Genomic DNA, 24,380 nt, shown 5'->3' with positions numbered 1-24,380 from the left:
TACTGGCCTATGTTGTCTGGTCGGAAGTAAGTGCGAATGAGGGATGAATAAGTGCTTGTATGGCAAAGGAGTTTGCGAAAAGTAACCTCCTACCTCAATGAGGTGGGTATACATGGAGCCCATCCAAAAGTGAAATCGAGACGATTTGATACAGATGCCGTACTTGAAAAGATTTTAAAACATGATAAAGAGGGTTTTACCTCATTCTACGAGCGCTATCGAGGGCGTGTTTATCGCTTTATCGTGCGTCAATATGGAACAAACGAATATGGCAAGGCTGCCTATTATTCAGCTTGGCGTCACTTGGTTGTAGCCGGTCTAAGCAATAAAACACCAAAAGAGCTTAAACTCTCATTTTACCAGTATCTTGGTTCATCTGTCGGATCTCTGATGGCCGCCCGTCGCACACAAGAGCAGACTAACTACCTTCCCAAAGATATCGAGCAGGATGAAAACTGGAGCTTGGCTCTTATCGAGCATCTAAAGCATCTGAGTGACGATAAGAAACGCTATTTTCTGTTCAAATATGAAATTGGCATCAGCGAAGCCGCAATGGCAAAGACGTTTAGCGTAAAGAGAAAAGTGATAGAGAAAACTATCAGTGAGACCGAGGCCGAACTCCTGGATGGCTTGAAAGATGTGGGTCTACCTAAGAATGTAACTCTGGAGAAACTCTATAGAGGGAGTCGGGTAGTAAAGCCCCCTGTCTCTTGGGATAAAGAGATATCTGAATCCTTTGATATGTGGGTGAAGCAGGCTGACAAGCCTCTTAATGGAAATAAAATATCAGGTGATGAAGAGCCTGTAGTTGGTTTGGCCGGGAAATGGATTCAAATCCGTGATCAGGTAAAAAGCAAATTCTCTACCCTCAATAAGCGTAGTTCAGCTAAACAGAGTCGTAATCGGAAACTCTCTTCGTCACACCGTTGATTACCCAGTTAGTGTTAGGTTATTTTTAAATAGTCGAAGCCTGATACGTGCGGCCTGCCCCCATCTGTTTACTTGATTAGAATCTGCTGTTTAGAAGTTCTCAGTCAGTCGATTGCGTTTCGATTGGTGGATATAGCTCATTCAATGGCAGTGATTTACCATTTTCTATAACCATACGTGCGTGAAAGCGTTTGAGTTCTCGGGGCTCTTTAACGCCACAGGCGTGCGCCAGCATCCCGAATTCATAACTCATATTCTTTACGTAGTTGGCGACACGTTCAGCTTTGTCAGATGAGACCAGCCCCCCGTTGTAGTTTTTTGCTGCTCGGTACACCCAGGATCTCATCAAAACCGATATATAAGCTGAAAACTTATCCAATTCTGCAAAAAATAGGGATTTAGCGGTTCAGTTATGCCTTAGTAAGACTTTCTGCTGCATTCCAGGTAGTGTAGAATTCCCGCTTTTTCCCAGCCGGTGTAGCAATGCAAGATATCAACCCCATCAATAATCTGATCGACGATCTGAAGAGACGGGCAGCCTCCCTCAGGGGGTATCTTTGACTATGAGGTCAAGCAGGAGCGCCTGACTGAGGTTCTTCGTGAGCTTGAGAATCCAGAGGTTTGGAATGATCCCGAACGGGCTCAGGCTCTGGGAAAGGAGAGGTCAACCCTGGAAAACGTAGTCCTGACTCTGGATGAGCTTAATGAGGGCTTGGGCGATGCGTCCGAGCTTCTGGAGATGGCGATAGAGGAGGGGGATGAAAACGCAGTTTCATCCATTGAGGCGGATTTGTCGACCTATGAACAGCAGGTTTCCGGCCTCGAATTCCGCCGTATGTTCGCCGGAGAGACAGATGCTTGCAACGCCTTCCTCGATATACAAGCCGGTTCTGGTGGCACTGAGGCTCAAGATTGGGCTGAAATGTTGCTCCGTATGTATCTGCGATGGGGTGAGCATCGTGGTTTCAAGACTGAATTGATCGAAGTTTCTGCAGGAGAGGTTGCGGGCATTAAAAGTGCCACGGTACGCCTTGAAGGTGAATATGTGTTTGGCTGGCTGCGCACCGAGATTGGCGTCCATCGGTTGGTGCGTAAATCCCCCTTTGATTCGGGCAATAGGCGCCACACCTCTTTTGCTGCGGTATTTGTTTCACCTGAGATTGACGATTCCATCGAAGTCGATATTAATCCGGCTGATCTAAGAATCGATGTATACCGAGCAAGCGGAGCGGGGGGGCAGCACGTTAACCGGACAGAATCAGCGGTTCGTATTACACATAATCCCACCGGGACTGTTGTGCAGTGTCAGAATGACCGATCTCAGCATAAAAACAAGGCTACTGCTATGAAGCAACTTAAGGCCAAACTTTATGAGCTCGAAATACAGAAACGCAACGCATCACAGCAGGAGCTTGAAGAGACTAAATCCGATATTGGATGGGGAAGTCAGATTCGAAGTTACGTGTTGGATGCGTCCCGCATAAAAGATCTACGTACTGGTGTAGAAACCGGTAATACACAGGCTGTGCTTGACGGTGGCCTCGATATGTTTATCGAAGCCAGTCTTAAAAGTGGTTTGTAATTGGTAACGGTTACAATCCAAAGAACGGTTAGAAGTTAGACCAAACTGAGTTGATAAAAAATATGAACGATCAGACACAGGACGAAAACAAACTCATCGCCCAGCGTCGAGAAAAACTGCAAAAGATGCGTGATTCCGGCATCGCTTTTCCAAATGACTTCCGGCGTAACAGTGTTGCTGGTGAGTTACATGCAGAATACGATGACCAGAGTGATGAAGCATTGGAGTCTCAGGCTCTGAGAGTGAGTTTGGCTGGGCGCATGATGAGCCGCAGGGTGATGGGAAAAGCAAGTTTTGCCCATCTTCAGGATATGTCGGGAAAAATGCAGCTGTTCGTACAACGGGATTCCCTGGAAGAGGGGTTCTATAACGAACAATTCAAGAAATGGGATATCGGTGACATCATTGGTGCAGAGGGGATTCTGTTCAAAACCAAAACCGGCGAACTGTCGGTAAAGGTTGATAAGCTGAGGTTGCTTACTAAAGCACTTCGTCCTTTGCCAGAAAAATTTCATGGCCTTTCAGATCAGGAGATGCGTTACCGTCAGCGCTATGTCGACCTGATCATGAACGATGCTTCCCGTGAGACCTTTCGTCAGCGTACCAGGATTGTACAGTTTATCCGCAGCTATCTGGATGGTCGGGGCTTCATGGAAGTCGAGACGCCGATGATGCAGGTGATACCCGGCGGTGCAACAGCGAGACCATTCGCTACCCGGCACAATGCCCTGGATATGGATATGTTCCTGCGTATCGCACCAGAGCTCTATCTCAAACGACTGGTGGTTGGTGGATTTGAAAAGGTCTACGAAGTCAATCGTAATTTTAGAAATGAAGGGCTTTCTACACGCCATAACCCAGAGTTCACTATGTTGGAATTCTATGAGGCTTATGCCGATTTCAACGATCTGATGGATTTAACCGAGGCGATGTTACGTGACCTCTGTCAGCATGTGCTTGGATCACAGCAGGTGAGCTATCAGGGTGAAACCTATGATTTTGCCAGCTCATTTCAACGTATGTCAGTGAAAGAGTCGATCCTCCACTTTAATTCTGATATCAGCTCCGAAGAGATCGATTCTCTGGATCAGGCCAGAGCGATTGCTGAAAGGCTGCAGATACCGATCAAGGAGAGTTACGGACTCGGCAAGGTGCAAATAGAGATATTTGAGAAAACGGTCGAACATCGTTTGATGAACCCAACCTTTATCACAGCCTATCCCACAGAGGTTTCCCCTCTGGCGAGACGTAATGACAACGATCCATTTGTCACCGACAGATTCGAGTTTTTCGTTGGTGGTCGAGAGATAGCAAATGGTTTTTCTGAGCTCAACGACTCAGAGGATCAAGCCGAAAGGTTTAGCAAACAGGTGGCCGAGAAAGAGGCCGGCGATGACGAGGCGATGCACTATGATGATGACTACGTGCGTGCGCTTGAGCATGGTATGCCACCCACAGCGGGAGAGGGCATTGGAATTGACCGATTAGTGATGCTATTGACTGATTCACCCTCTATAAGGGATGTGTTGCTGTTTCCCCATATGCGGCCTGAGTAATTGGGCTGACGACTGGGTAACCACCTCAGTGTCCATAGAGCAGCAGTCCTTCAGCATGCTCCAGATGTTGAGCTGAACCTGCCAGTACCAGTACGTCTCCATCCCGTAAACGGGTTTCCGGTTCCGGGGCTTCCCCCCGGATGCCGCCGCGACGTACTGCTGTGACACTCACTTCCCAATCCCACAAGTGCAGATCCTCAATGGTATGGCCCACCGCAAAGGCCCTTTTCGGTAGTGTGACCGTATGCAGGCGCTCCTGAAAAGCCTCATCATGCTCCAGGTCGATGGCCTCTTGGCCATGGTAGAAATCCCTTAACAATTTATAGTGGCCTTCACGGATTTCCCGCATGATTTTAAGAATACGGGAGCCGGGTACCTTAAGCAGCAGTAACAGCTGACCCCCCATCATCAGACTCCCTTCCACTGCCTCTGGCATTACCTCGCTTGCACCAGCCAGCTCCAACTCTTCCAAGTGAGTGTCATCCCGGGTTCTAACCAATACCGGGGTTTCTGGCGAATGGGACTTCAGGTAGTGAAGAATCTTCATCGCTGTGGTGTGTTCTTCAAAAGTGATTACAACAACTTCAGCTTTTTCGATACCTGCTGCCTGGATGATCTCCTGACGTGTTGCATCCCCAAAGTGTACAGGCTCGCCAGCTTCGTGAGCCTCTTGTACCACGCTTGGATCGAGATCCAATGCGACATAGGGGAAACCCTCTCTTTGTAATAATCGGCCAAGATTTTGTCCGACACGGCCATAACCGCAGATAATCACATGTCGGTCCAGTTGTTCAGCTTCCTCTTCCAGTTCATCCACAGCGGAATAATCTGAGGAGGTACTACGCAACGTGCAGAATGTCTGTGCCAGTCGTCCGTTGTAGCGGATCATGAAGGGGGAGATGATCATGCTGATAATAATGGCAGCAAACATAATCTGACTGGCATGGGGTGGTAACAGGGAAGACTCCAAGCTCAGATCAAGCAATACGAAGCCGAATTCACCCCCCTGAGCAAGCAGTAATCCGGAGCGAAAACTTGCCTCAATTGGGCGTTTGCTGAAGTAACCAATAAGAAAGATGATGCTGGCTTTTAGGGTGATCAGTCCGATGGCTGCGATGACCACCCAGTGAAATATCGGCAACAATGAGCTGACATCGACCCGCATTCCCACAGTGACAAAAAACAGGCCAAGCAACACGTCCTGGAAAGGGCGTATGTCAGCTTCAATCTGGTGCCGGTACTCTGTCTCTCCTAACATCATTCCGGCCAGGAAAGCCCCCAGAGCAAGGGAGAGCCCAGCTTCATGGGTTAACCATGCCGCAGCCAATGAAACCAGCAGTACGGTCATGGTGAACAGTTCAGCTGAGCGAGCCCTGGCAATTTCATGGAACAGAGGCCGCAGAACCCAGTGACCAAAGGCCATTATGATCGCGAAAACGGCTATCGCTTTAACCACTGCCCAGGTGAGTGGTATCAGCAATCCTCCTGAGCTTCCGTCGGCGAGTAGGGGGATGACTACTAATAGTGGGATGACCGCCAGATCTTGAAACAGCAGAATGCTGATCCCTAATCGCCCATGTTCCGTATTAAGTTCTGCCTGTTCAGAGAGTTGTTTGGTCACAATGGCAGTTGAAGATAGTGCAATAATGGCACCTGTGATCAGGGCAGCAGGGGTCTCCAAACCCAATAGCCAGGCTATGGCTGCTGTAAGTACTGCCGTCAGCAATACCTGGCTTCCCCCCAAGCCGAATACCGTCCCCTTCATGGCAACCATCTGTGGTAGAGAGAACTCAAGTCCAATGGTGAAGAGTAAAAACACCACCCCAAACTCAGCCAGGAACCTGGTGTCTTCATTCGAATTAATCAGGCCGATGCCAAACGGGCCTACCAGGATTCCAACAATCAGATAGCCCAGAATGGGTGGCAGATGCAGGCGCCTGAACAGTGTCACCGTAATTACTGAGACAGCGAGCAGTAAGAGAATGATCTGTAGAGTATGAATATTCATCTTTAGCCGGTTTAAAACATAAATCAGTTCGGGATCGAGAATTGCACAGAGTATGAGTTTGAGGAAATAGAAGAAATAAATCCAATCAAATAAATGTCGAAATATTTCATGGGGTAATAACGACTTAAGTGTTAAAATCGGGAGATTCAAAGTAAATAGAAAAGATAATCGTGGCAAAAAGATCTAAAAAAGGCTCATCCCAGAAGGATCCGTATCAAGAGCGGGAAGCTCGGAAGTACGAAAATCCTATCCCAAGTCGTGAATTCATTATGGAAACCCTTAAAAGTGAAGGGATTCCTATGAATCGGCAGGTGCTCGCTGAGAAGCTGAGTATCGAATCTGAGGAGCAGGTTGAGGCGCTTAGACGGCGGCTGCGGGCAATGGAGCGTGATGGGCAATTGCTCTGTAATAGAAACGAAAACTACTGTCTGGTTAATAAACGCGACTTGATTGTCGGCAGGGTTATCGGTCATGCCGATGGTTTTGGCTTCCTCCGACCCGATGATGGAGGGGATGACCTCTATCTCTCATTTAAAGAAATGAAGCCTGTGTTCCATGATGATCGTGCCGTGGTTCGCATTACCGGATTGGACCGTAGAAATCGCATGGAAGGGGCTGTGGTCGAGGTGCTGGAACGGAACACCCGGAGTGTGGCAGGGCGTCTCTACATGGAGAGTGGTGTCGGTTTTGTGGTTCCCGATTCAAAACGCTTGAGCAAGGATATCATCATTCCTTCCAGTGAAACCAATCAGGCGAAACAGGGACAGATGGTGGTGGCTGACATTCTGGATCAACCCACCAAGCGGACACCGCCTATCGGCCGAATTGTGGAGGTATTGGGTGATCATATGGGGCCGGGTATGGAGACCGACATTGCAATACGAACCCATAGTATTCCAGTGGACTGGCCCGATGAGGTGACTCAGGAGATCAAGACATTGACCCCTGAAGTGGCTGAAACTGACAAGCAGGGGCGCGTCGATCTGAGGCAGTTGCCGTTGGTCACCATAGATGGTGCGGATGCCCGGGATTTTGATGACGCGGTCTATTGCGAGGTTAAGCCCAAGGGTTGGCGACTGTTGGTCTGTATTGCAGATGTTTCACACTATGTAAAGCCAGGCAGTGCTCTGGATCAGGAAGCAAGAACCCGAGGTAACTCCGTCTATTTTCCTGACAGGGTGATTCCCATGCTTCCAGAGGTGCTCTCGAACGGCCTCTGTTCCATCAATCCTCAGGTTGATCGTTTATGTACGACCTGTGAGCTCTACATCAGTGCGGAAGGCAAGGTAACCCGATCCCGCTTCTTTTCCGCTGTAATGCGTTCTCATGCAAGGCTGATATATAACGATGTGGCTGCCATGCTGGAGGGTGATCCTGAGCTGTGTGCCGAGCATTCGAAGATATTGCCCCATCTGCATAACCTCTATCAGCTATATAAGGTTTTACAGTCACAACGCGCCGAGCGAGGTGCAATCGATTTCGATACTACAGATACAAGAATAGAGTTCAACGAACTCAAAAGAGTAGAACGCATCGTGCCTGTGGTTCGAAATGATGCCCATCGTATTATCGAAGAGTGCATGTTGGCAGCCAATGTGGCAGCTGCACGCTATCTGTTGCGCAAGAAAATTCCAGCGCTCTATCGTATTCATGAAGGGCCAGCAGAAGAGAAACTGACCGACCTGCGTGAATTTCTTGCAGAGCTCGGATTGAGTCTCCCTGGAGGTAAGAAACCTTCAGCAGGTGACTATGCATTGCTGTTGAAACAGATACAGGAGAGACCTGATCGCCATCTGATTCAGACGGTATTGTTACGCTCACTCTCACAAGCCGTATACAGCTCAGACAATGTGGGCCATTTTGGCCTTTCCTACCAGGCCTATACCCATTTTACCTCACCAATACGTCGTTATCCTGACTTGATTGTACATCGAGCACTCAAACATCTTATCGATCAGGGCAAGCCCGATGATTTCGACTATCCGAAATCTGAGTTGCAAAGTCTTGGAGAGCACTGTTCGAGCACTGAACGGAAAGCGGATGAAGCAACCCGTGACGCACTGGACTGGCTGAAGTGTGAATATATGCAGGACAAGGTTGGCGAAACCTTCAATGGCATCATTACCAGTGTAAATTCTTTTGGTGTGTTTGTTGAACTGGAAGAGATCTATGTGGATGGTCTGGTACACATCACTGCACTCGACAATGACTACTACCATTATGATCCGGTAGGTCATCGTCTTACCGGGGAGCGTACCGGTAAAGTGCTGCGACTTGGTGATCCTCTGACCATCGTTGTTGCGAAGGTTAATCTGGATGACCGGAAGATTGATTTTGTTCCAGACAAACAGTCAAGCAGCGAACCCACAAAAAAGCGCAAGACACGGTCTAACAAATCGAAAAGAAATCCCAAAAGAGATTCGGCGACAAAGCATGCCGGAACTAATAAAAAAAGTGCAAAAAAGCCACGGCGTAAGAAAAAGTCTACTTGATGTCTGATCAGCACTCCTGGGTTCTAGGGCTTCACGCAGTCAAAGCTGCGCTTCAGCAAAAAACAGCAGCGGAAGAGCTGTTAGTAGATGGTGGACGTCGCGATATTCGTATCAGAGAGGTTCTCTCACTTGCTGAAGCTGTTGGAATAAAGTGCCATAGCTTGACTGGCAAGCGGTTGGACGAGCAGGTGCAGGATACACGCCACCAGGGTGTTGCTCTTCGCATCAGGCAGCAGCAGGTGCAGGATGAGCCTTATCTCAAGGCGTTTTTGAAGCGACTTGAACAGCCACCTTTGCTATTGATACTTGATGGTGTTCAGGATCCCCATAATCTGGGCGCTTGTCTCAGAACTGCAGATGCAGTCGGTGTAAATGCGATTGTCATACCTCGTGATCGATCAGTTAGCCTGACTTCTACAGTAAGAAAGGTTGCAAGCGGAGCGGCAGAGACAGTGCCGCTGATCCAGGTTACCAACCTGTCTCGCACCCTTAAATGGCTCAAGTCTGAGGGGGTTTGGCTTGTTGGAACAGCCGGTGAGGCTCAGCAGACTCTTTATGAGGTCGATTTAAAAGGTCCGCTTGCTTTGGTCATGGGGGGAGAAGAGAAAGGGCTTCGCAGGCTAACCCGGGAAAGTTGTGATCTGTTGGTTAAGCTACCAATGGCGGGAAGTGTGGAGAGCCTCAATGTTTCCGTGGCCGCTGGCGTGTCACTCTATGAAGCGCTAAGACAGCGTGGCATGTTAAATATACATACTGGAAAAATTTAGTTTTGTTGGAGATTTGATGTGATCAGAAAAGTATCCCGCCTTGCAATGATAACCGCACTCTTTTCCGTGCAGGTTCAAGCTGACACCTTGCTGGGTTTTACCGCAGGAGTCGAGCTATGGGCTATGGACTCTTCTGGTGCTATATCCGACATGTCTAAATCAGATCTGCAGTCCTTCGATTTAGGTTCTGAAGGAACTGCTGTTGCATCACTGGCCTTCGAACATCCGATTCCATTGATACCCAATTTCAAGCTCAGAACCAATGATCTGAGTGCTGAGGGTGATGATCTACTCGACGAGAATTTTCGTTATGCCGGGACGAATTTTCCAGCCGGCAGAGAGGTCAATATTGAGTTCGATATGCAGAGTACTGATTTTGTCTTCTATTATGAGCTTTTCGACAATGACCTGGTTTCATTCGATTTCGGTCTCAATCTGAAATATCTTGATGGTGATGTTCGGGTTGAGGATAAAGAGACCAACCAGGCTTCTCAAAACCACTTCAAGGGCTATGTACCGATGCTCTATGGTGCTACTCAGATTGGGATACCTTCAACTCCACTTTGGGTCTACGGCGATCTCAATATCCTGACTGTCGGTGACCATACTCTACAGGACTATCAAGTGGGCCTGGCCTACAGCGTAATAGATAATCTGGCCGTGGATCTCAGAGTGAAAGGGGGATACCGTAGTTTTTCCCTTGAACTGGACGATCTGGATGGGATTTACACTGACTGGGATTTCGATGGTTTCTATCTCGGCCTGGAGGTGGATTTTTAAGGGGGATCAACCCTTTTGCCACTGCCTGATAGGTGGATGTGGGCAATGTGATCATCTGCATCTTGCGGATTTTCAAACAAAAAGGTAGAATCCGCCGCTTTCTGATGCCCGATTGCCAAGGGAAATAGGTCAAAACAGCGTGTTTTCATGCCGGTGACCGGGTATCACTCCTTGCCTTACTGCATATGCGGAAGGCTGCCTAACCCGAAAGGAGATACAATGAGGCACTATGAAGTTGTGTTCCTGGTTCATCCGGACCAGAGTGAACAAGTATCCGCTATGATCGAGCGCTATCGCTCGGGCATCGAAACCAAAGGTGGAATTATCCACCGTCTGGAAGATTGGGGACGCCGTCAACTGGCATACCCGATCAACAAGATCCACAAAGCCCACTATGTTCTGATGAACATTGAGTGTGATCAAGAAGCGCTGTCTGAACTGGAAAGCGCCTTCCGTTTCAATGATGCTGTCATCCGTAATATGGTGATTCGCCGTGACGAGGCGATCTCAGAGGTTTCCCATTTGGCTAAATCACAGGAAGCAGACGAACGTCCAGCTGCCCGTGATAGCAGTGATGATGGTGATAACGAGCAAGAGACAGTTGAGGCTGAGGCCCCAGTCGTAGAAGAAGCTGAGTCAAGCGACGACTGATAAGCTGAATTACAGAGAGGACATAGCAAATGGCACGTTTTTTTCGACGTAAGAAATATTGCCGCTTCACAGCGGAAGGCATCACCGAGATTGATTATAAAGATTTAAATCTTCTCAAAGCCTATGTCAGTGAAAGTGGCAAGATAGTACCAAGCCGTATTACTGGTACAAAGGCTAAATATCAGCGTCAGCTGGCGACCGCTATCAAGCGCGCTCGTTATGTTGCGCTTTTGCCATACACTGATCAGCACTAAGAGGAATATATACCTGCCGGGGTAGCGGAATGAAAGCACTGGCATCCTTTGTGATGCGTGGGCCTGCTCAGTCAGCGATGGTGACAACTGTGCTGGCGATGCTGTCGATTATTATTCCGTTTATCGGTGTTTTCAGTAGCGCAAGTATTGGCTTGGTCACCCTAAGATTGGGCGGCTTGGCTGCAGGGAAGGTGTTGTTGATATCAACCCTTGCATCTGCTGCGCTAATGGGGCTGATATTTGGCAACCCGCTACCGGCACTGGGCTTTTTACTGGTGTTGTGGATACCAGTTACGCTGCTTGGTTTACTGTTACGCAACTCCCGCTCTTTGGCATTTACGACCCAGGCGGGATTGGCATTCGGCATACTGGCCATACTGATGCAGTACATCAGTCTGGGAGATCCAGTCACTTTCTGGCGAGAGTATCTGGAACCTATGGCTCAACGCTTTATTGAAGCAGGATTGTTCGATCAGGCTCAAAGCGTTCAGGTTCTGGATCAGTTGTCGCAGATGATGTGTGGCCTGGTCGCAGTAGGCTTTCTACTGCAACTACTGCTTAGCCTGTATGTTGCGCGATGGTGGCAGGCGATTCTCTACAATCCGGGGGGATTTTCCACGGAGTTCCAACAGATGCGACTGCATCGGTTGGTCGGGGTAGCAGGCGCAGCAGCCTTGCTGTTGGGTCTACTGCCAGAGAATGCGTATCCGGCCTTTATCGGCTGCCTGGGAGCAGTGATCCTGGGATTGGTATTTCTTCAAGGCATGGTGGTTGTACATGGCTTGATAAAGGGCACTAAATCAGCCCAGCTCTGGTTGGTATTGACCTACTTGATGCTGATTATTTTTCTGCCGCAAATGGTACTGGTTCTGATCAGTATCGGTTTGCTGGATATTTGGATTGATTTTCGATCCCGCTTTAAATCTAAATCTGGCGGGTGAGAAGTCGTTGCAACAAACCGCTGAAACCGGTTTTGCTGCAAGCAAACGATTTGACCTAATTAAGGGTGATTACAATGGAAATTATTCTATTGCAAAAAGTGGACAACCTGGGTGATCTGGGTGAAAAGGTAAACGTCAAGAGTGGTTACGGCCGTAACTTTCTGATTCCTGCAGGTAAGGCCATCCCGGCTACTGATGCGAATCTGAAGGTGTTTGAACAGCGTCGTGCAGAGCTCGAGAAAGAGGCCAGCGAAAAATTGCAGGCTGCTGAGGCCCGTAAAGCCAAGCTGGATGGGATGGATATCTCTATTACCTGTAAGGCAGGTGATGAAGGTCGTCTTTTCGGTTCTATCGGTACCTCCGATATCGCCAAAGCAGTTGTAGCTGCTGGCGAAGCGCTGGAAAAGAAAGAGGTAATGCTGCCAAACGGACCATTCCGCGTTGCCGGTGAGTACGAAGTCGAGCTGCACCTGCATGCGGATGTAAATACCAGCATCAAGCTGAGTATTGTCCCAGAGGCTTAAATCAGCACTGGGGTGCACCTGATCAATTCATGAATTGGTGCATTTTGGCTGAAAGGTTTCGGCTCTGTGTTAAAAAAACTTCGTAATAGCAGGCTATTGCTTAAGTTTTTTTGCCTTGATCCGAAGCCTTTCATCTCACCATGCGCTTGATCCTGAGTTAATCAGGTCTCTGCCAAGGCAAATTCATCTTCCGGTTTTACCGTTTCCGAGGAGTTGGATTAGCTTTTCAGCCAACTGTTCTGTTGCTTCAGAGCCTGTAATTATCTACACAATCGCAGTGTGGTGGTTGAAGCCACTGACAGTTCGGATCTGTATTCAAAATAGTACCTCTCTCCTTTTCTCGTTTCGCCCAATACCGTATGCTTACCAAGCACTACGCACAATCCGATTCATATCAACTACAAACGAGCTCCGATGTCAGATCCCGCCTATCCTGAAGAGATAGCTGCCTATCCAGAAATTGAACAGCGTGCCATCAAAGTGCCTCCGCACTCAAATCAGGCAGAACAGTCGGTGATCGGCGGTTTGATGCTGGATAATGCCAGCTGGGACAAAGTCGCCGATTTGGTTGTTGAGAGTGACTTCTATCGGAAAGAGCACAGATTGATCTTCAATGCGATCGCTGCACAGGCTGAGGATAGTCAACCTTTCGATGTAGTGACCCTTGCGGAACATCTTGAACGCAAGGAATCGCTTGAGGATGGTGGTGGTCTGCCTTACCTGGTTAGACTGGCGGAAGAGACACCCAGCGCGGCAAATATCAAATCCTATGCCGGTATCGTGCGTGAATATTCTGTCATGAGACAGCTGATCTCTGTAGGTACAGATATTACCGACAGTGCGTTTCATCCCCAGGGACGCAAGGCTGAGGAGTTACTCGATGTAGCTGAACGTAAAGTATTCGAGATTGCCGAACAGACCAGCAAAGGAAAGGGTGGGTTTACACCAATCAGGTCCCTGCTGACCCAGGCAGTCGACCGCATAGAGACCCTGTTTCAGCAGGATGAACCGATTACAGGTATCAGTACCGGCTTCTCAGATTTTGATCAGATGACTTCGGGGTTGCAACATGCAGATCTGATTATCGTTGCAGGGCGCCCATCTATGGGTAAAACCACCTTTGCAATGAACATAGCTGAGAATGTCGCTATAAAAGCGGGTAAAGCTGTTGCAGTCTACAGCATGGAGATGCCTGGTGACTCCTTGGCAATGCGTATGATGTCCTCACTGGGACGTATTGACCAGTTGAGAGTTCGTACCGGTAAGCTGGAGGATGAGGAGTGGCCCAGACTCTCTTCAGCTGTGAGTATGCTGGCGGAAACCAAACTCTATATCGATGATACACCAGCCCTCTCACCTACAGAGGTCCGTGCCCGTGCCCGACGATTGAAACGTGAGCATGACGATTTGGGTTTGATAGTTATCGACTACCTGCAATTGATGCAGGCGCCAGGGGAAGGGGATAACCGTACTAATGAGATCTCTGCAATATCCAGGTCGTTGAAGGCTCTGGCGAAAGAGCTGGATGTTCCTGTGATTGCACTCTCTCAGCTTAACCGCAGCCTTGAGCAGCGCACCAACAAACGACCGATTATGTCGGACCTGCGTGAATCGGGCGCAATTGAGCAGGATGCGGATTTAATCGTGTTCATCTATCGTGATGAAGTCTATAACGAAGATAGTCCAGATAAGGGTATAGCTGAGATCATTATCGGTAAGCAACGTAATGGCCCGATTGGTACCACCCGCCTGACTTTCCTTGGTAAATACACCAAATTTGAGAATTATACGGAAGATATCTACGGTGATGAGGGCTATTGATGGGGGTTGCTCCGCGGGCTTTAATTGATCATGCCGCTCTGCGTCACAATTTAAAGCAGGCTCGTCAAGCCGCGGAGGGTAGTAGCGTTTGGGCAGTGATCAAAGCAGACGGCTATGGGCATGGTCTGCTACGGGTCGCTAAATGCCTCAGGGAAGCGGACGGATTTGCCATCGCGCGGCTCGATGAGGCGCTTTTTCTAAGAAAAAACGGTATTGAGAATCCACTGCTGGTTCTCTCTGCCTGCGCTACCCGCAGAGATTTTGAACAGGCTATCGATGCCGATATCGAAGTGGTTCTGCATCATCGGCAGCAGTTGGCTGAACTACCCAGCAGCCGATCAGAATCGGGGTTGTTGAATGTCTGGTTGAAGGTTGATACCGGCATGCACAGGCTTGGTTTCGAAGCCACTGAAATCCCACAGATAGCCCGTCAGCTAAAAGATCACTCTGTAGTTGATCAAATCAACCTGATGACACATTTAGCCAATGCGGATGATCCTGATGATCCTCTGACAGCAATACAGTGTGAGCGTCTTTTCAGTATCGATTCAACACCCTTCAAGGCTACTTCGATAGCCAATTCTGCGGCTATTCTGGGCTCACCAGCGAGCCATGCTGACTGGGTTCGTCCCGGTATCATGCTGTATGGCGCTTCACCCTTTACCAACGCCACAGCTGCAGAACATGGTTTACGTCCGGTGATGACCCTGTGCAGCCAGGTAATAGCAGTTAAAACTTGCCAGGCAGGTGAACCAATCGGTTATGGTGGTAGCTATATCTGTCCCGAAACGATGCCGGTGGCTGTTGTTGCTGTCGGTTATGGTGATGGTTACCCTCGTCACGTCCCATCCGGTACACCCGTACTTGTGAATGGGATTCGCCTGCCAATAGTTGGTCGTGTGTCGATGGATATGATTAGTGTGGATGCAAGAAAGCTGCCTGAAATAGAGATAGGAGATGAAGTAATTCTTTGGGGTAAGGGTCTGCCGGTGGATGAGATTGCCCATAAAGCGGGAACAATCGCTTATGAACTGTTGTGTGGCGTTAAGCAGAGAGTCTCGTTTGTAGACCTCAATCTTGGAGAAGTGAAGAAATAATGGCTCAAGGGAGTAAAAAAGCTGCAAAAACGAACTATGTTTGCCGCGATTGTGGTGCCAGTTTTCCTAAATGGTCAGGACAGTGCTCCGAGTGCCACTCCTGGAATTCATTGGAAGAGAGTCTGTCGGTATCTAAGGCCAGCCAAGGTAGGTATGCCGGTTATGCCGGAACCGGCGGACAACAGGTGCTTGCGCTTACCGATGTTGGAATTGAGCGTGAAGCCCGAACCACTACTGACAGTTCAGAACTCGACAGAGTTCTCGGTGGAGGTCTGGTAGAAGGTTCAGTTGTTCTGATCGGTGGAGATCCGGGGATCGGTAAATCGACCTTGCTGATTCAAACTCTGGCTAGACTATCTAGCGGATTGCGTTCCCTCTATGTCTCCGGTGAGGAGTCGCCCAGGCAGATCTCAATGCGAGCGACTCGCTTGGGTCTGGTGGTGGATAAATTAAAACTGTTGCCGGAAACCTGTGTGGAAAGGATTATTGCCATAGCGGAACGGGAATCGCCACAGGTAATGGTGCTGGATTCGATTCAGACCATGTATACCGAACTCCTGCAATCAGCGCCAGGTTCAGTCTCCCAAGTACGAGAGGCTACCGCACAGCTGGTTCATTTTGCCAAACGCAGTGGCACTGCACTGTTTCTGGTTGGGCATGTTACCAAGGAGGGAAATCTTGCTGGTCCCAGGGTTCTGGAACACATGGTTGATACTGTGCTCTATTTTGAAGGGGAGGCTGGCAGTCAGTTTCGTCTGATACGTACTATCAAGAATCGATTTGGTGCAGTGAATGAGCTCGGTATGTTCGCAATGACGGATAAAGGGCTCAAAGAGGTCAGTAATCCCTCCGCCATTTTTCTGTCACGACAGGCAGAGAAGGTGCCGGGTAGTGTGATCCTGGTGACCAGAGAGGGTACTCGCCCGCTACTTGTAGAGGTTCAGGCACTGGTGGATGAGAGTCCATTGGCCAACCCGAGGCGGATTACGCTGGGCCTGGAGCAGAATAGACTCTCAATGCTGCTAGCGGTTCTGCATCGCCATGGTGGCATCGCTATGTTTGATCAGGATGTCTATGTGAATGTGGTGGGGGGGGTGCGGATAACTGAAACTGCATCGGATTTGGCTGTATTGATGGCAGCACTCTCAAGTTTTCGTAATCGTCCTCTGGATCATGGGCTGGTGGTTTTTGGTGAACTGGGCTTGACTGGGGAGATCAGGCCTGTTCCGAATGGCCCGGAAAGGCTGCGTGAGGCTTCAAAACATGGTTTCAAACGAGCCGTAGTGCCTAAGGCGAACACCCCAAAGCAGCAGATTGAAGGACTGGAAGTGATTCCTGTGGAAACCCTTGCTGAGGTATTGGAGATTGCTTACTAGTATGACGCACCACACTAGAGATTCTTTAGGCTTTTAAGAGCCGTTGCAACAGTTCCTAACCTAAAGCTTCGAGATCGCGCTGCAGTAGAATGTCGTCGCTGATATTTAACTCAACAAGGCGTCGCAGCAGAGAGATACTGATCATATCAATCTCTTTACAAAGCAGGCCAAGCTGTCCATCTTCCACATGTGCACAGGTGGTCAGCATCGAGATACTCTCACCATCATCAAGCATGATCTTCAATGTGACTTCATCATCCACCTGAGGCTGCCATTCTTCCGGGATATTAACCAGCGCCCCTTTTAATGAGATGTCGAGTAGTGTGGTTTTGTAGTTGCCACTGCTTGCTTCAATGGTTGCAGGTGCATCGAAAATGATTCTATGGAAGCGTCGGCGTTCTTTAGTTTCAATATTGCTCATGGCGATTCAGGTTATGTGTGAAACTGCATTTGTGTTCCCCCAACCTCGATCAAATCCCCGTCGTTGAGCAATTGACCCTTATCGGCAATCGGTTGCTGGTTTATCGTTGGCGGATTAGGGCCTTCCAGGAAGGTGATATAGTAGCCTTCTTCCCGACGGGCAATCATGGCACAGTCGCCTCCAGTGTGACCGATACGGGTCATATTGCGCTTTAACGGTATAATGCGGCCAAAATTGTCGCCATTGACGATCTGTAAGACTCCTGACGAAGGGGTATCATCCGCTTCCTCAGGCTCTTCGTTTTCCGGCTCAGCTGATTCTGTTGCTGGAGATTGGCTTAGATCGGCACCTAGCTCCATGACATCTTCAGCAAATGCCAGGGTATGCTTGCCTATTTGTATGACATCACCATGATGTAGATTGATCTCCTCTGTCTGTTCATGATTCACAAGCACAGGGAAGTCATCATCACGAGCTTTTAGTCGATAGTCGCTGCCATCATCAATAATCGTGGCCTGAAGTGGGGCGATAGCCAGACTATCAATAGCAACGGCACAGTCCGAATCCCGACCAATATCTGTCGATCCGGGCTGTAAATGAAAAACGTCGATAACTCGACCTTTGAATGAGAGTGTCAGTTTTGGCATGGAGCTTTTTTTAGATACAACCTGTATAAACCCAAGTATATATCTAGTTTTATTAGTAAAACACTATAAATGTCACTTTATAAACGTCAGCCAAGGAATTAAACGATTACGAATCAACCAAACCGATGCTTGGGCGATTATCTGCTAACCTTATTGAATAACAATATGTTATTTGCGAATGTTTAATTAAAATCTTGGATCGTCGTAATTTTGACATTTTACAAAAATGCTGCTTAACTTCGCACCATTCCTACGGAATTCATACCGCAATAGGGCCTGTTGAATGGGGCATAGTTCTGACAAAGACGGTTCAGTGTTTCCTAATCTCTGTATTTACCTTTTTGATCAAGACGCGGAGCGTCAAAATTATCTGCAACATATCCTGAGTTTTGTCGAAGGAGAGGTTGTGGTAATCAATGATCTTTCTCTGCTTGATACCAGTAATCAAGGCGGGGCCACCTGTGTGGCGGTAATGTTGGGGATTGGGCTAAGTCGCAATGAACGGTTGACGATTGTTAAGGGTCTCTCTGAGAGTCACCCCAGCCTTCCTGTTTTTCAAATTTACGATCAGCAGCAGGGGAGTCCTGAATCATTTGAAGGATTCGATAATGTCATAGGTAATTTTAAACTGCCTACGCTCTATGACGACCTCATGACACTGGCCCATAAAGCCCAGGTCTTTCAAGAGTTAAAGAATCCTGAGGGTGGAAACAGCCGACCAGTTGAGCTGTTTCGAAGTTTATCAGGCAGCAGCAGAGCAACGCGACAGGTCAATAAGATGATTGAACAGGTCGCTGACTCCGAGGCGACTGTGCTTATTCTTGGCGAGTCAGGCACAGGTAAGGAAGTGGTGGCACGTAAACTCCATTTTCACTCTGTACGAAGAGGTAAGCCTTTTGTCCCGGTAAATTGTGGCGCCATTCCAGGAGATCTTTTAGAGAGCGAGCTGTTCGGGCACGAAAAAGGTGCGTTTACCGGTGCAATCAGCGCTCGGCAAGGGCGATTCGAAATGGCAGAGGGCGGCACCCTTTTTCTCGATGAAATCGGTGATATGAGCATGCCGATGCAGGTGAAGCTCCTCAGAGTCCTGCAGGAGCGGACTTTTGAACGTGTTGGCAGCAATAAGACTATTCCCTGTAATGTACGCATCATCGCCGCAACCCACCGAAACTTGGAAGCAGCTATAAAAACAGGGGATTTTCGTGAAGACCTCTACTATCGCCTGAATGTATTTCCGATTGAAATGCCACCACTCAGAGAACGGGTGGAGGATATTCCTGTCTTGGTGAATGACCTGATCCATCGGATTGAAAACGAAAAGCGTGGTTCAGTCAGGCTTACACCAGCGGCTGTCGCTGCCTTGAGTCATTACCGATGGCCGGGTAATGTCAGAGAGCTAGCTAACCTGATAGAACGTTTGGCTATTCTCTATCCCTATGGTGTCGTTGATGTGGGTGAGCTTCCTGAGAAGTTTCGACCTGCGGTTGACTTGATGGACACCACCCAGTTACCACAAGTTACTCTCCAGGGTGATGAACCGGGAACCACATTGAATGCACCACGACTGCCTAATGATGGCATTGATCTGAAGGCACATCTTAACTCTTTGGAGCAGAGCTTGATCCAGCAGGCTCTTGAGGAGTCCGATGGAATTGTCGCTCATGCTGCAAAACGACTGCATATGCGACGAACCACACTGGTGGAAAAATTACGTAAATATGGTCTGCAGCGTCAAACAGAGTCGACGGGAATTTGACGTTGTCCATATACAAGAACAGTAACCAGTTGATAGTAAAGGATAAATAATTTAGGCACGTATTTTGCGAACATCGTCAGTGAGGAATGAAGACTGACGAATGAGGCTAATGACGTGTCACCGAAAACATCACTTGCTGATCGACAACACGCCCTTGAGGCGGCCTTCAATCTATTTAATCAACTCTCTGAAGAGCTGACTGGATCCTATCAGCAGCTTCAATCCCAAGTGTTGGAACTCAGTCAGGAACTGGCTGCAGCCAGAAGTGAACGTATGGTTCAGTTGGCCGAGAAAGAGCGTCTGGCCGACCGTTTGGAGCGGTTACTCGAGACACTGCCTGCAGCTGTTATTGTTCTTGATGGTGAGGAGCGTGTTCGTGAATATAATCCGGCAGCAGAGAGGCTTTTAGGCAGGATAAAACCTCTGGATCAGTGGTCTGAGATAGTTCGTCAACGGGCACTTGGGGGTGTGATCAAGGGTAATGAGCTGAAGTTACTTAATGGCCATTTGTTGACACTCTCATCGAGTCGTTTGGAGCAGGCACCTGGCCATATCCTGGTTCTAGTTGATATTACGGAAACAAGGAAGCTGCAGGAGCGACTCAATCGACGGGAACGTTTGACCGCCATGGGTGAAATGTCAGCGCAACTTGCTCACCAGATGCGCACGCCGCTGAGTAGCGCGCTCCTCTATGTCTCCCATCTTGCAAATGAAGATTTAAACCCACACAAACGCCAACAATTTACTGCAAAGTTACGAGATCGTTTGCAACATATGGAGCGTCAAATTCACGACATCCTGATGTTTGCACGAGGTGAAGATGCCGGTGAGTCCCAAATATTGGTGAGTCATCTACTGCAGACTTTTTCGTCAACTGTGGATCAGGAATTACACAACTCTGGCGTTACTCTCGAAATTGATGATCAGAGTCATGGCCGGGCAATCATGCTGGGACGTGAAGATGCCCTGCTGGGCTTGTTGGGTAATTTATTGGAAAACGCGATTCAGCAAGGGGCGAAGCTTGTGCAGATAACCCTCAAACTGGGTGATGAGATCGAACTTGAAATTGCTGACAACGGCCTGGGTATTGAGGATGAATTGTTAGCACGTATTTTCGATCCTTTTTTCACTACACGTAGTGGTGGCACCGGACTGGGGTTGGCGGTTGTACAGAATCTCGTACTCAACCATGGGGGCGAGATCATAGCCACTCATTCAAACTCAGGTGGCGCCCTGTTTCAAATGCGATTTCCCAGTGCAGCGGATAGTTCAGAACAGATATCAACGCCTCTGTTTACCAATCAACAAACGACAGTTGGCGTTGAACAAAGAAGGAGCCTGTCATGAGTCAAGCGACGGTGCTGATAGTTGAAGATGATCCCGATCTGCGGGAAGCGCTTAGTGACACCCTTGAGCTCTCTGGTTATCCAGTGTGTACAGCTGAGGGGGGACGATCAGCCCTCGAGATTTTACAGCGTGAGTCCATCGGTATGATTGTCAGTGATGTGCAGATGCAACCCATGGATGGCCACACATTACTACGTGAAATAAGGCACGCTTATCCTGAACTACCGGTATTACTGATGACTGCATATGGCAGCATTGAAAAGGCAGTAATGGCAATGCATGACGGTGCTGTTGATTATCTGGTGAAACCTTTTGAAGCAGAAGTTCTGGTCAGTAAGGTTGCTGCAAACATCCAGCCTGTTATTGAACCCTCCAGTGGCGGACCTGTGGTAGAAGATGTTCGCAGTCATGAAGTTCTGGAATTGGCTCGCAGAGTTGCGTTGAGTGAAGCAACGGTATTGCTGAATGGGGAGAGTGGTACGGGTAAGGAGGTGTTCGCACGATATATTCATCAACATTCTCCCCGTAACAGTGGTCCATTCATCGCCATCAACTGTGCAGCAATTCCTGAAAATATGCTTGAGGCCGTTCTTTTCGGCTATGAGAAAGGGGCCTTTACCGGTGCCTATCAGGCTACTGCAGGTAAGTTCGAACAGGCGCAGGGGGGAACACTGCTGTTAGACGAAATCTCAGAAATGAGTCTCGCTTTGCAGGCCAAGCTACTTCGGGTCTTACAGGAAAAGGAGTTGGAGCGTCTTGGTGGACGCAAGTTGATAGAATTGGATGTGCGCGTATTGGCGACCACCAATCGCAAGCTTCGTGAAGAGGTTTCTGCAGGACGTTTTCGTGAAGACCTCTATTATCGTCTCAATGTATTTCCCCTGACTCTGCCGCCACTGCGTGAGCGTCAGCGGGATATCCTGCCACTTGCACATCACCTGCTGCAACACAGTTTGCGCTCTGGTCAGACGCTTCCAAAATTTACCGATGCAGCTGAACAACAGTTACTTGAGCACGCTTGGCCAGGCAACGTTAGGGAGCTGGACAATCTCATGCAGCGGGCGCTGATTCTCAATAGCAGTGGCATGATTGATGTGGCAGATCTCTGCTTTGAATCAACTTCATCAAACTCTAAACCGGAAGAGACAGTAGTAGCATCGAACGTTGGCAAGCTTCCTGAAGATTTGAGATCTGTCGAGGAACAGATGATTCTCGATGCCTTGGGGAAGGGTGCTGTAAGCCGAAAACATGTCGCCAGCAGGTTAGGTATCAGTGAACGTACCCTGCGTTACAAGATCGCTCGTATGCGGGATGCCGGTGTAGCCATACCAGGGTGAGCTGGTGTGAATTCTGCATAGATCATATAAACAGTGACATAACGGAGCATAAGTTATGAATAACAACATGAACATTGAACAAGTACTTGCTCAGATGCGAGTGATGTCGTCACAAGCTGCGGATAATGCTCAGGAGTCTCCCAAGAGTTCGGGCGCTGATTTTTCCGCGCTGCTGAAGCAGTCGATTGATCATGTCAATTCCATCCAGCAGGAAGCGAGTGCTTTGCGTACTGCCTTTGATAGTGGTCAGGGGGAGATGGATTTGGCACAGGTGATGATAGCTGCTCAAAAATCGAGTCTCTCCTTTGAAGCCATGGTTCAGGTAAGGAACAAATTGGTCGAAGCGTATAAAGACGTGATGAATATGCCAATCTAACTGATTGAATAAGAAGGCTAAAAATGGCAACTGTAACATCCGAACATACAAATAACGAACTCCAAGCTGGGTCTCGTTTACAAGATAATCCCATTGTTAGACAAATTGCTGTCATGGTTGGCATTGCGGCAAGCGTCGCCTTGGGTGTGGCGGTTGTGCTTTGGACACAGAAGCCAAGCTACAGTCCACTGTTCGGAAATTTACCCAGTAAAGATGCGATGGAGATTGCTCAAGCGCTGCAGCAGGCTGGCATCAAGTATGAGATTGACCAAGCCAACGGCATTGTTATGGTGCCCAGTTCCAGTCTACAAGAGGCGCGGATGAAACTTGCCGGCCAGGGTTTGCCGCAGTCTGGCTCTACTGGTTTCGAGCTGATGCAGGAAGATACAGGATTTTCCACCAGCAGGCTGGTTCAAACCGCTCGTTATCAGCGAGCGATCGAAGGCGAGTTGGCTCGCTCAATCATGACGATGGCGAATGTTGATAGCGCCAGGGTTCATCTTGCAACGCCAAAACAGTCTGTTTTTATTCGTAAAAGAAAGTTTCCCAGTGCTTCAGTAGTGATCAAGCTCTATCCGGGACGATCACTGGAAAAGGGGCAGGTGGAGGCGATTACTCACCTTGTCGCCTCAAGCGTGCCTGAACTGGACGTCTCTCATGTGACTGTTGTAGACCAGAAAGGCCGGCTGCTGAGTAGCAAGAAAGATACTCGGGAAATGCAACTGACTTCACGACAATTTGAGTATACACGGGAGCTTGAGGAGCACTATAAGCAACGTATTGAAGATATTCTTTCGCCAATGGTAGGGCGAGACAATCTTCGAGCTGAAGTGACTGCTGATATGGATTTCACTTATGTCGAACAGACTCAGGAATACTATAATCCTGATGTGAACGCACTTCGTTCTGAACAGATTAATGAACAGCAATCGGTACTGAGTGATATACAAGGGGTGCCCGGGGCCTTAACCAATCAGCCTCCTGCAGCAGCAAATGCGCCTCAAGTAGCGACAGGTGGGGCTGAGGGCGAGGAGGGCGGCACTCCGGTTAATAGCAGTAAACGAGCCACGCGCAATTTCGAACTGGATAAGACGATCAGTCATACCCGCCTGCCCAGCAGCCGGTTACGTCGGCTTTCGGTAGCCGTGGTAGTCAACGACCGCTATCAGGCCGGTGAAGATGGTGGGGTTGTCCCGGTTGAGCGAACTGCTGAAGAGATCACCCGGTTGTCTAACCTGGTCAAAGAGGCTGTAGGTTTCGATATACAGCGTGGTGATCGAGTACAAGTGATCAATGAGGCTTTTTTTGTGCCTCAGCCGATTGAACCGCTACCTGTAGCCCCAATGTGGGAGGAGAGCTGGTTCTGGGATCTGGTTCGTCAGGTTGGTGGTGCTCTGCTCTTCCTGCTTTTGGTTTTTGGCGTATTGAAGCCAACTATGACAAGGTTAACCAGGCAAGTGGCTACCACCCAGATGACTCAGTCTATGGCGACAGCCGGAGCAGTAGCAGGAGAGGGCGGTATGGCAAACATGGCTGTTGAGGGGGGTGAGATGGGTATGTTGTCGGAAGATGACTCTTCTCTTCAGCTTCCAGGCCCCCAAAGTTATGAAAAAACATTAGATGCAGCGCGTAATATGATTCAGGATGATCCCAAACGCGTGGCTCAGGTAGTTAAAAAGTGGATTTCAGAAGATGGCCAATAATCAAACTGCCAATA

At 48.7% G+C, this 24,380-nt stretch carries 22 protein-coding genes; 18 read left to right on the top strand and 4 right to left on the bottom strand.

Features of this window, described 5'->3' with window-relative positions; all coding sequences use genetic code 11:
- Positions 1-72: 72 nt before the first annotated feature.
- On the top strand, positions 73-930 hold the full coding sequence (locus tag AC4IE7_RS10255; protein ID WP_490776740.1) for a hypothetical protein: 858 nt from the start codon (positions 73-75) through the stop codon (positions 928-930).
- 100 nt (positions 931-1,030) lie between these two features.
- Here AC4IE7_RS10255 and AC4IE7_RS10250 read toward each other — a convergent pair whose 3' ends face one another.
- Positions 1,031-1,264, bottom strand: coding sequence for a hypothetical protein (locus AC4IE7_RS10250; RefSeq protein ID WP_490776739.1), 234 nt, complete (start codon positions 1,262-1,264; stop codon positions 1,031-1,033).
- Positions 1,265-1,413: 149 nt separating this feature from the next.
- Between AC4IE7_RS10250 and prfB the strand changes: the two genes are divergently transcribed.
- A protein-coding gene (gene prfB / locus AC4IE7_RS10245; RefSeq protein ID WP_490776738.1) for a peptide chain release factor 2 occupies positions 1,414-2,512 on the top strand; the annotation gives its coding sequence in 2 pieces (ribosomal slippage) (positions 1,414-1,488 and positions 1,490-2,512; 1,098 coding nt in all).
- A gap of 62 nt (positions 2,513-2,574) precedes the next feature.
- The gene (gene lysS / locus AC4IE7_RS10240) at positions 2,575-4,068 is read left to right on the top strand and encodes a lysine--tRNA ligase (RefSeq protein WP_490776737.1); all 1,494 of its coding nucleotides are present in this window, start codon (positions 2,575-2,577) and stop codon (positions 4,066-4,068) included.
- Positions 4,069-4,093: 25 nt separating this feature from the next.
- Here lysS and AC4IE7_RS10235 read toward each other — a convergent pair whose 3' ends face one another.
- Entirely contained in the window at positions 4,094-6,076 is a 1,983-nt protein-coding gene (locus AC4IE7_RS10235) for a monovalent cation:proton antiporter family protein (protein WP_490776736.1), read from the bottom strand.
- Positions 6,077-6,243: 167 nt separating this feature from the next.
- On the opposite strand from AC4IE7_RS10235, the gene rnr reads away from it, so the two are divergent.
- The 10 genes from rnr (at position 6,244) to radA (ending at position 16,779) form a co-directional block, all read left to right on the top strand.
- Positions 6,244-8,568 carry a ribonuclease R gene (gene rnr / locus AC4IE7_RS10230; RefSeq protein ID WP_490776771.1) on the top strand — a complete coding sequence of 775 codons (2,325 nt, stop codon included), beginning with the start codon at positions 6,244-6,246 and terminating at the stop codon, positions 8,566-8,568.
- Entirely contained in the window at positions 8,568-9,335 is a 768-nt protein-coding gene (rlmB, locus tag AC4IE7_RS10225) for a 23S rRNA (guanosine(2251)-2'-O)-methyltransferase RlmB (protein WP_490776735.1), read from the top strand. Before rnr ends, rlmB begins: the two co-directional genes overlap by 1 nt.
- An 18-nt stretch (positions 9,336-9,353) precedes the next feature.
- Positions 9,354-10,115, top strand: a complete 762-nt coding sequence (locus AC4IE7_RS10220; protein ID WP_490776734.1) for a TIGR04219 family outer membrane beta-barrel protein — start codon at positions 9,354-9,356, stop codon at positions 10,113-10,115.
- Between the two features lie 219 nt (positions 10,116-10,334).
- Entirely contained in the window at positions 10,335-10,766 is a 432-nt protein-coding gene (gene rpsF, locus AC4IE7_RS10215) for a 30S ribosomal protein S6 (protein ID WP_490776733.1), read from the top strand.
- Between the two features lie 29 nt (positions 10,767-10,795).
- Positions 10,796-11,020, top strand: a complete 225-nt coding sequence (rpsR, locus tag AC4IE7_RS10210) for a 30S ribosomal protein S18 (RefSeq protein ID WP_490776732.1) — start codon at positions 10,796-10,798, stop codon at positions 11,018-11,020.
- Between the two features lie 29 nt (positions 11,021-11,049).
- On the top strand, positions 11,050-11,961 hold the full coding sequence (locus AC4IE7_RS10205; protein WP_490776731.1) for a DUF2232 domain-containing protein: 912 nt from the start codon (positions 11,050-11,052) through the stop codon (positions 11,959-11,961).
- A 74-nt stretch (positions 11,962-12,035) separates the two neighbouring features.
- Positions 12,036-12,485, top strand: coding sequence for a 50S ribosomal protein L9 (gene rplI / locus AC4IE7_RS10200; protein WP_490776730.1), 450 nt, complete (start codon positions 12,036-12,038; stop codon positions 12,483-12,485).
- A 414-nt stretch (positions 12,486-12,899) separates the two neighbouring features.
- Positions 12,900-14,306, top strand: coding sequence for a replicative DNA helicase (dnaB, locus tag AC4IE7_RS10195; protein WP_490776729.1), 1,407 nt, complete (start codon positions 12,900-12,902; stop codon positions 14,304-14,306).
- Positions 14,306-15,403, top strand: a complete 1,098-nt coding sequence (gene alr / locus AC4IE7_RS10190) for an alanine racemase (protein WP_490776728.1) — start codon at positions 14,306-14,308, stop codon at positions 15,401-15,403. Before dnaB ends, alr begins: the two co-directional genes overlap by 1 nt.
- On the top strand, positions 15,403-16,779 hold the full coding sequence (gene radA, locus AC4IE7_RS10185; RefSeq protein WP_490776727.1) for a DNA repair protein RadA: 1,377 nt from the start codon (positions 15,403-15,405) through the stop codon (positions 16,777-16,779). Before alr ends, radA begins: the two co-directional genes overlap by 1 nt.
- A gap of 55 nt (positions 16,780-16,834) precedes the next feature.
- Here the strand turns inward: radA and AC4IE7_RS10180 are convergent, their stop codons facing one another.
- Positions 16,835-17,200 carry a PilZ domain-containing protein gene (locus AC4IE7_RS10180; RefSeq protein WP_490776726.1) on the bottom strand — a complete coding sequence of 122 codons (366 nt, stop codon included), beginning with the start codon at positions 17,198-17,200 and terminating at the stop codon, positions 16,835-16,837.
- 11 nt (positions 17,201-17,211) lie between these two features.
- Positions 17,212-17,847, bottom strand: a complete 636-nt coding sequence (locus AC4IE7_RS10175; RefSeq protein ID WP_490776725.1) for an FHA domain-containing protein — start codon at positions 17,845-17,847, stop codon at positions 17,212-17,214.
- A gap of 283 nt (positions 17,848-18,130) precedes the next feature.
- Here AC4IE7_RS10175 and AC4IE7_RS10170 point away from each other — a divergent pair, with 283 nt between their 5' ends.
- The 5 genes from AC4IE7_RS10170 to fliF all read left to right on the top strand — a co-directional run bounded on the left by AC4IE7_RS10170 (position 18,131) and on the right by fliF (position 24,366).
- Positions 18,131-19,603, top strand: coding sequence for a sigma-54 dependent transcriptional regulator (locus AC4IE7_RS10170; protein ID WP_490776724.1), 1,473 nt, complete (start codon positions 18,131-18,133; stop codon positions 19,601-19,603).
- Between the two features lie 114 nt (positions 19,604-19,717).
- Positions 19,718-20,950: a sensor histidine kinase gene (locus tag AC4IE7_RS10165; protein ID WP_490776723.1), complete on the top strand. Its 1,233-nt coding sequence runs from the start codon at positions 19,718-19,720 to the stop codon at positions 20,948-20,950.
- Entirely contained in the window at positions 20,947-22,287 is a 1,341-nt protein-coding gene (locus tag AC4IE7_RS10160; protein WP_490776722.1) for a sigma-54-dependent transcriptional regulator, read from the top strand. Before AC4IE7_RS10165 ends, AC4IE7_RS10160 begins: the two co-directional genes overlap by 4 nt.
- A 55-nt stretch (positions 22,288-22,342) precedes the next feature.
- Positions 22,343-22,663 carry a flagellar hook-basal body complex protein FliE gene (gene fliE / locus AC4IE7_RS10155; RefSeq protein WP_490776721.1) on the top strand — a complete coding sequence of 107 codons (321 nt, stop codon included), beginning with the start codon at positions 22,343-22,345 and terminating at the stop codon, positions 22,661-22,663.
- Between the two features lie 23 nt (positions 22,664-22,686).
- Complete coding sequence (gene fliF, locus AC4IE7_RS10150; RefSeq protein WP_490776720.1) at positions 22,687-24,366, top strand: flagellar basal-body MS-ring/collar protein FliF; 1,680 nt, start codon at positions 22,687-22,689, stop codon at positions 24,364-24,366.
- Positions 24,367-24,380 lie beyond the last annotated feature (14 nt).

Source organism: Candidatus Thiodiazotropha sp. AKAK3 (assembly GCF_058244645.1).
This window is presented reverse-complemented; position numbering and strand designations above follow the sequence as displayed.

Coding starts and splice junctions, on each gene's coding strand:
- rplI (WP_490776730.1), top strand. CDS start 12,036: ATGGAAATTATTCTATTGCAAAAAGTGGACAACCTGGGTGATCTGGGT.
- lysS (WP_490776737.1), top strand. CDS start 2,575: ATGAACGATCAGACACAGGACGAAAACAAACTCATCGCCCAGCGTCGA.
- fliE (WP_490776721.1), top strand. CDS start 22,343: ATGAATAACAACATGAACATTGAACAAGTACTTGCTCAGATGCGAGTG.
- dnaB (WP_490776729.1), top strand. CDS start 12,900: ATGTCAGATCCCGCCTATCCTGAAGAGATAGCTGCCTATCCAGAAATT.
- radA (WP_490776727.1), top strand. CDS start 15,403: ATGGCTCAAGGGAGTAAAAAAGCTGCAAAAACGAACTATGTTTGCCGC.
- AC4IE7_RS10170 (WP_490776724.1), top strand. CDS start 18,131: ATGGGGCATAGTTCTGACAAAGACGGTTCAGTGTTTCCTAATCTCTGT.
- AC4IE7_RS10160 (WP_490776722.1), top strand. CDS start 20,947: ATGAGTCAAGCGACGGTGCTGATAGTTGAAGATGATCCCGATCTGCGG.
- AC4IE7_RS10235 (WP_490776736.1), bottom strand. CDS start 6,076: ATGAATATTCATACTCTACAGATCATTCTCTTACTGCTCGCTGTCTCA.
- AC4IE7_RS10175 (WP_490776725.1), bottom strand. CDS start 17,847: ATGCCAAAACTGACACTCTCATTCAAAGGTCGAGTTATCGACGTTTTT.
- rpsR (WP_490776732.1), top strand. CDS start 10,796: ATGGCACGTTTTTTTCGACGTAAGAAATATTGCCGCTTCACAGCGGAA.
- fliF (WP_490776720.1), top strand. CDS start 22,687: ATGGCAACTGTAACATCCGAACATACAAATAACGAACTCCAAGCTGGG.
- AC4IE7_RS10180 (WP_490776726.1), bottom strand. CDS start 17,200: ATGAGCAATATTGAAACTAAAGAACGCCGACGCTTCCATAGAATCATT.
- alr (WP_490776728.1), top strand. CDS start 14,306: ATGGGGGTTGCTCCGCGGGCTTTAATTGATCATGCCGCTCTGCGTCAC.
- rlmB (WP_490776735.1), top strand. CDS start 8,568: ATGTCTGATCAGCACTCCTGGGTTCTAGGGCTTCACGCAGTCAAAGCT.
- AC4IE7_RS10205 (WP_490776731.1), top strand. CDS start 11,050: ATGAAAGCACTGGCATCCTTTGTGATGCGTGGGCCTGCTCAGTCAGCG.
- rpsF (WP_490776733.1), top strand. CDS start 10,335: ATGAGGCACTATGAAGTTGTGTTCCTGGTTCATCCGGACCAGAGTGAA.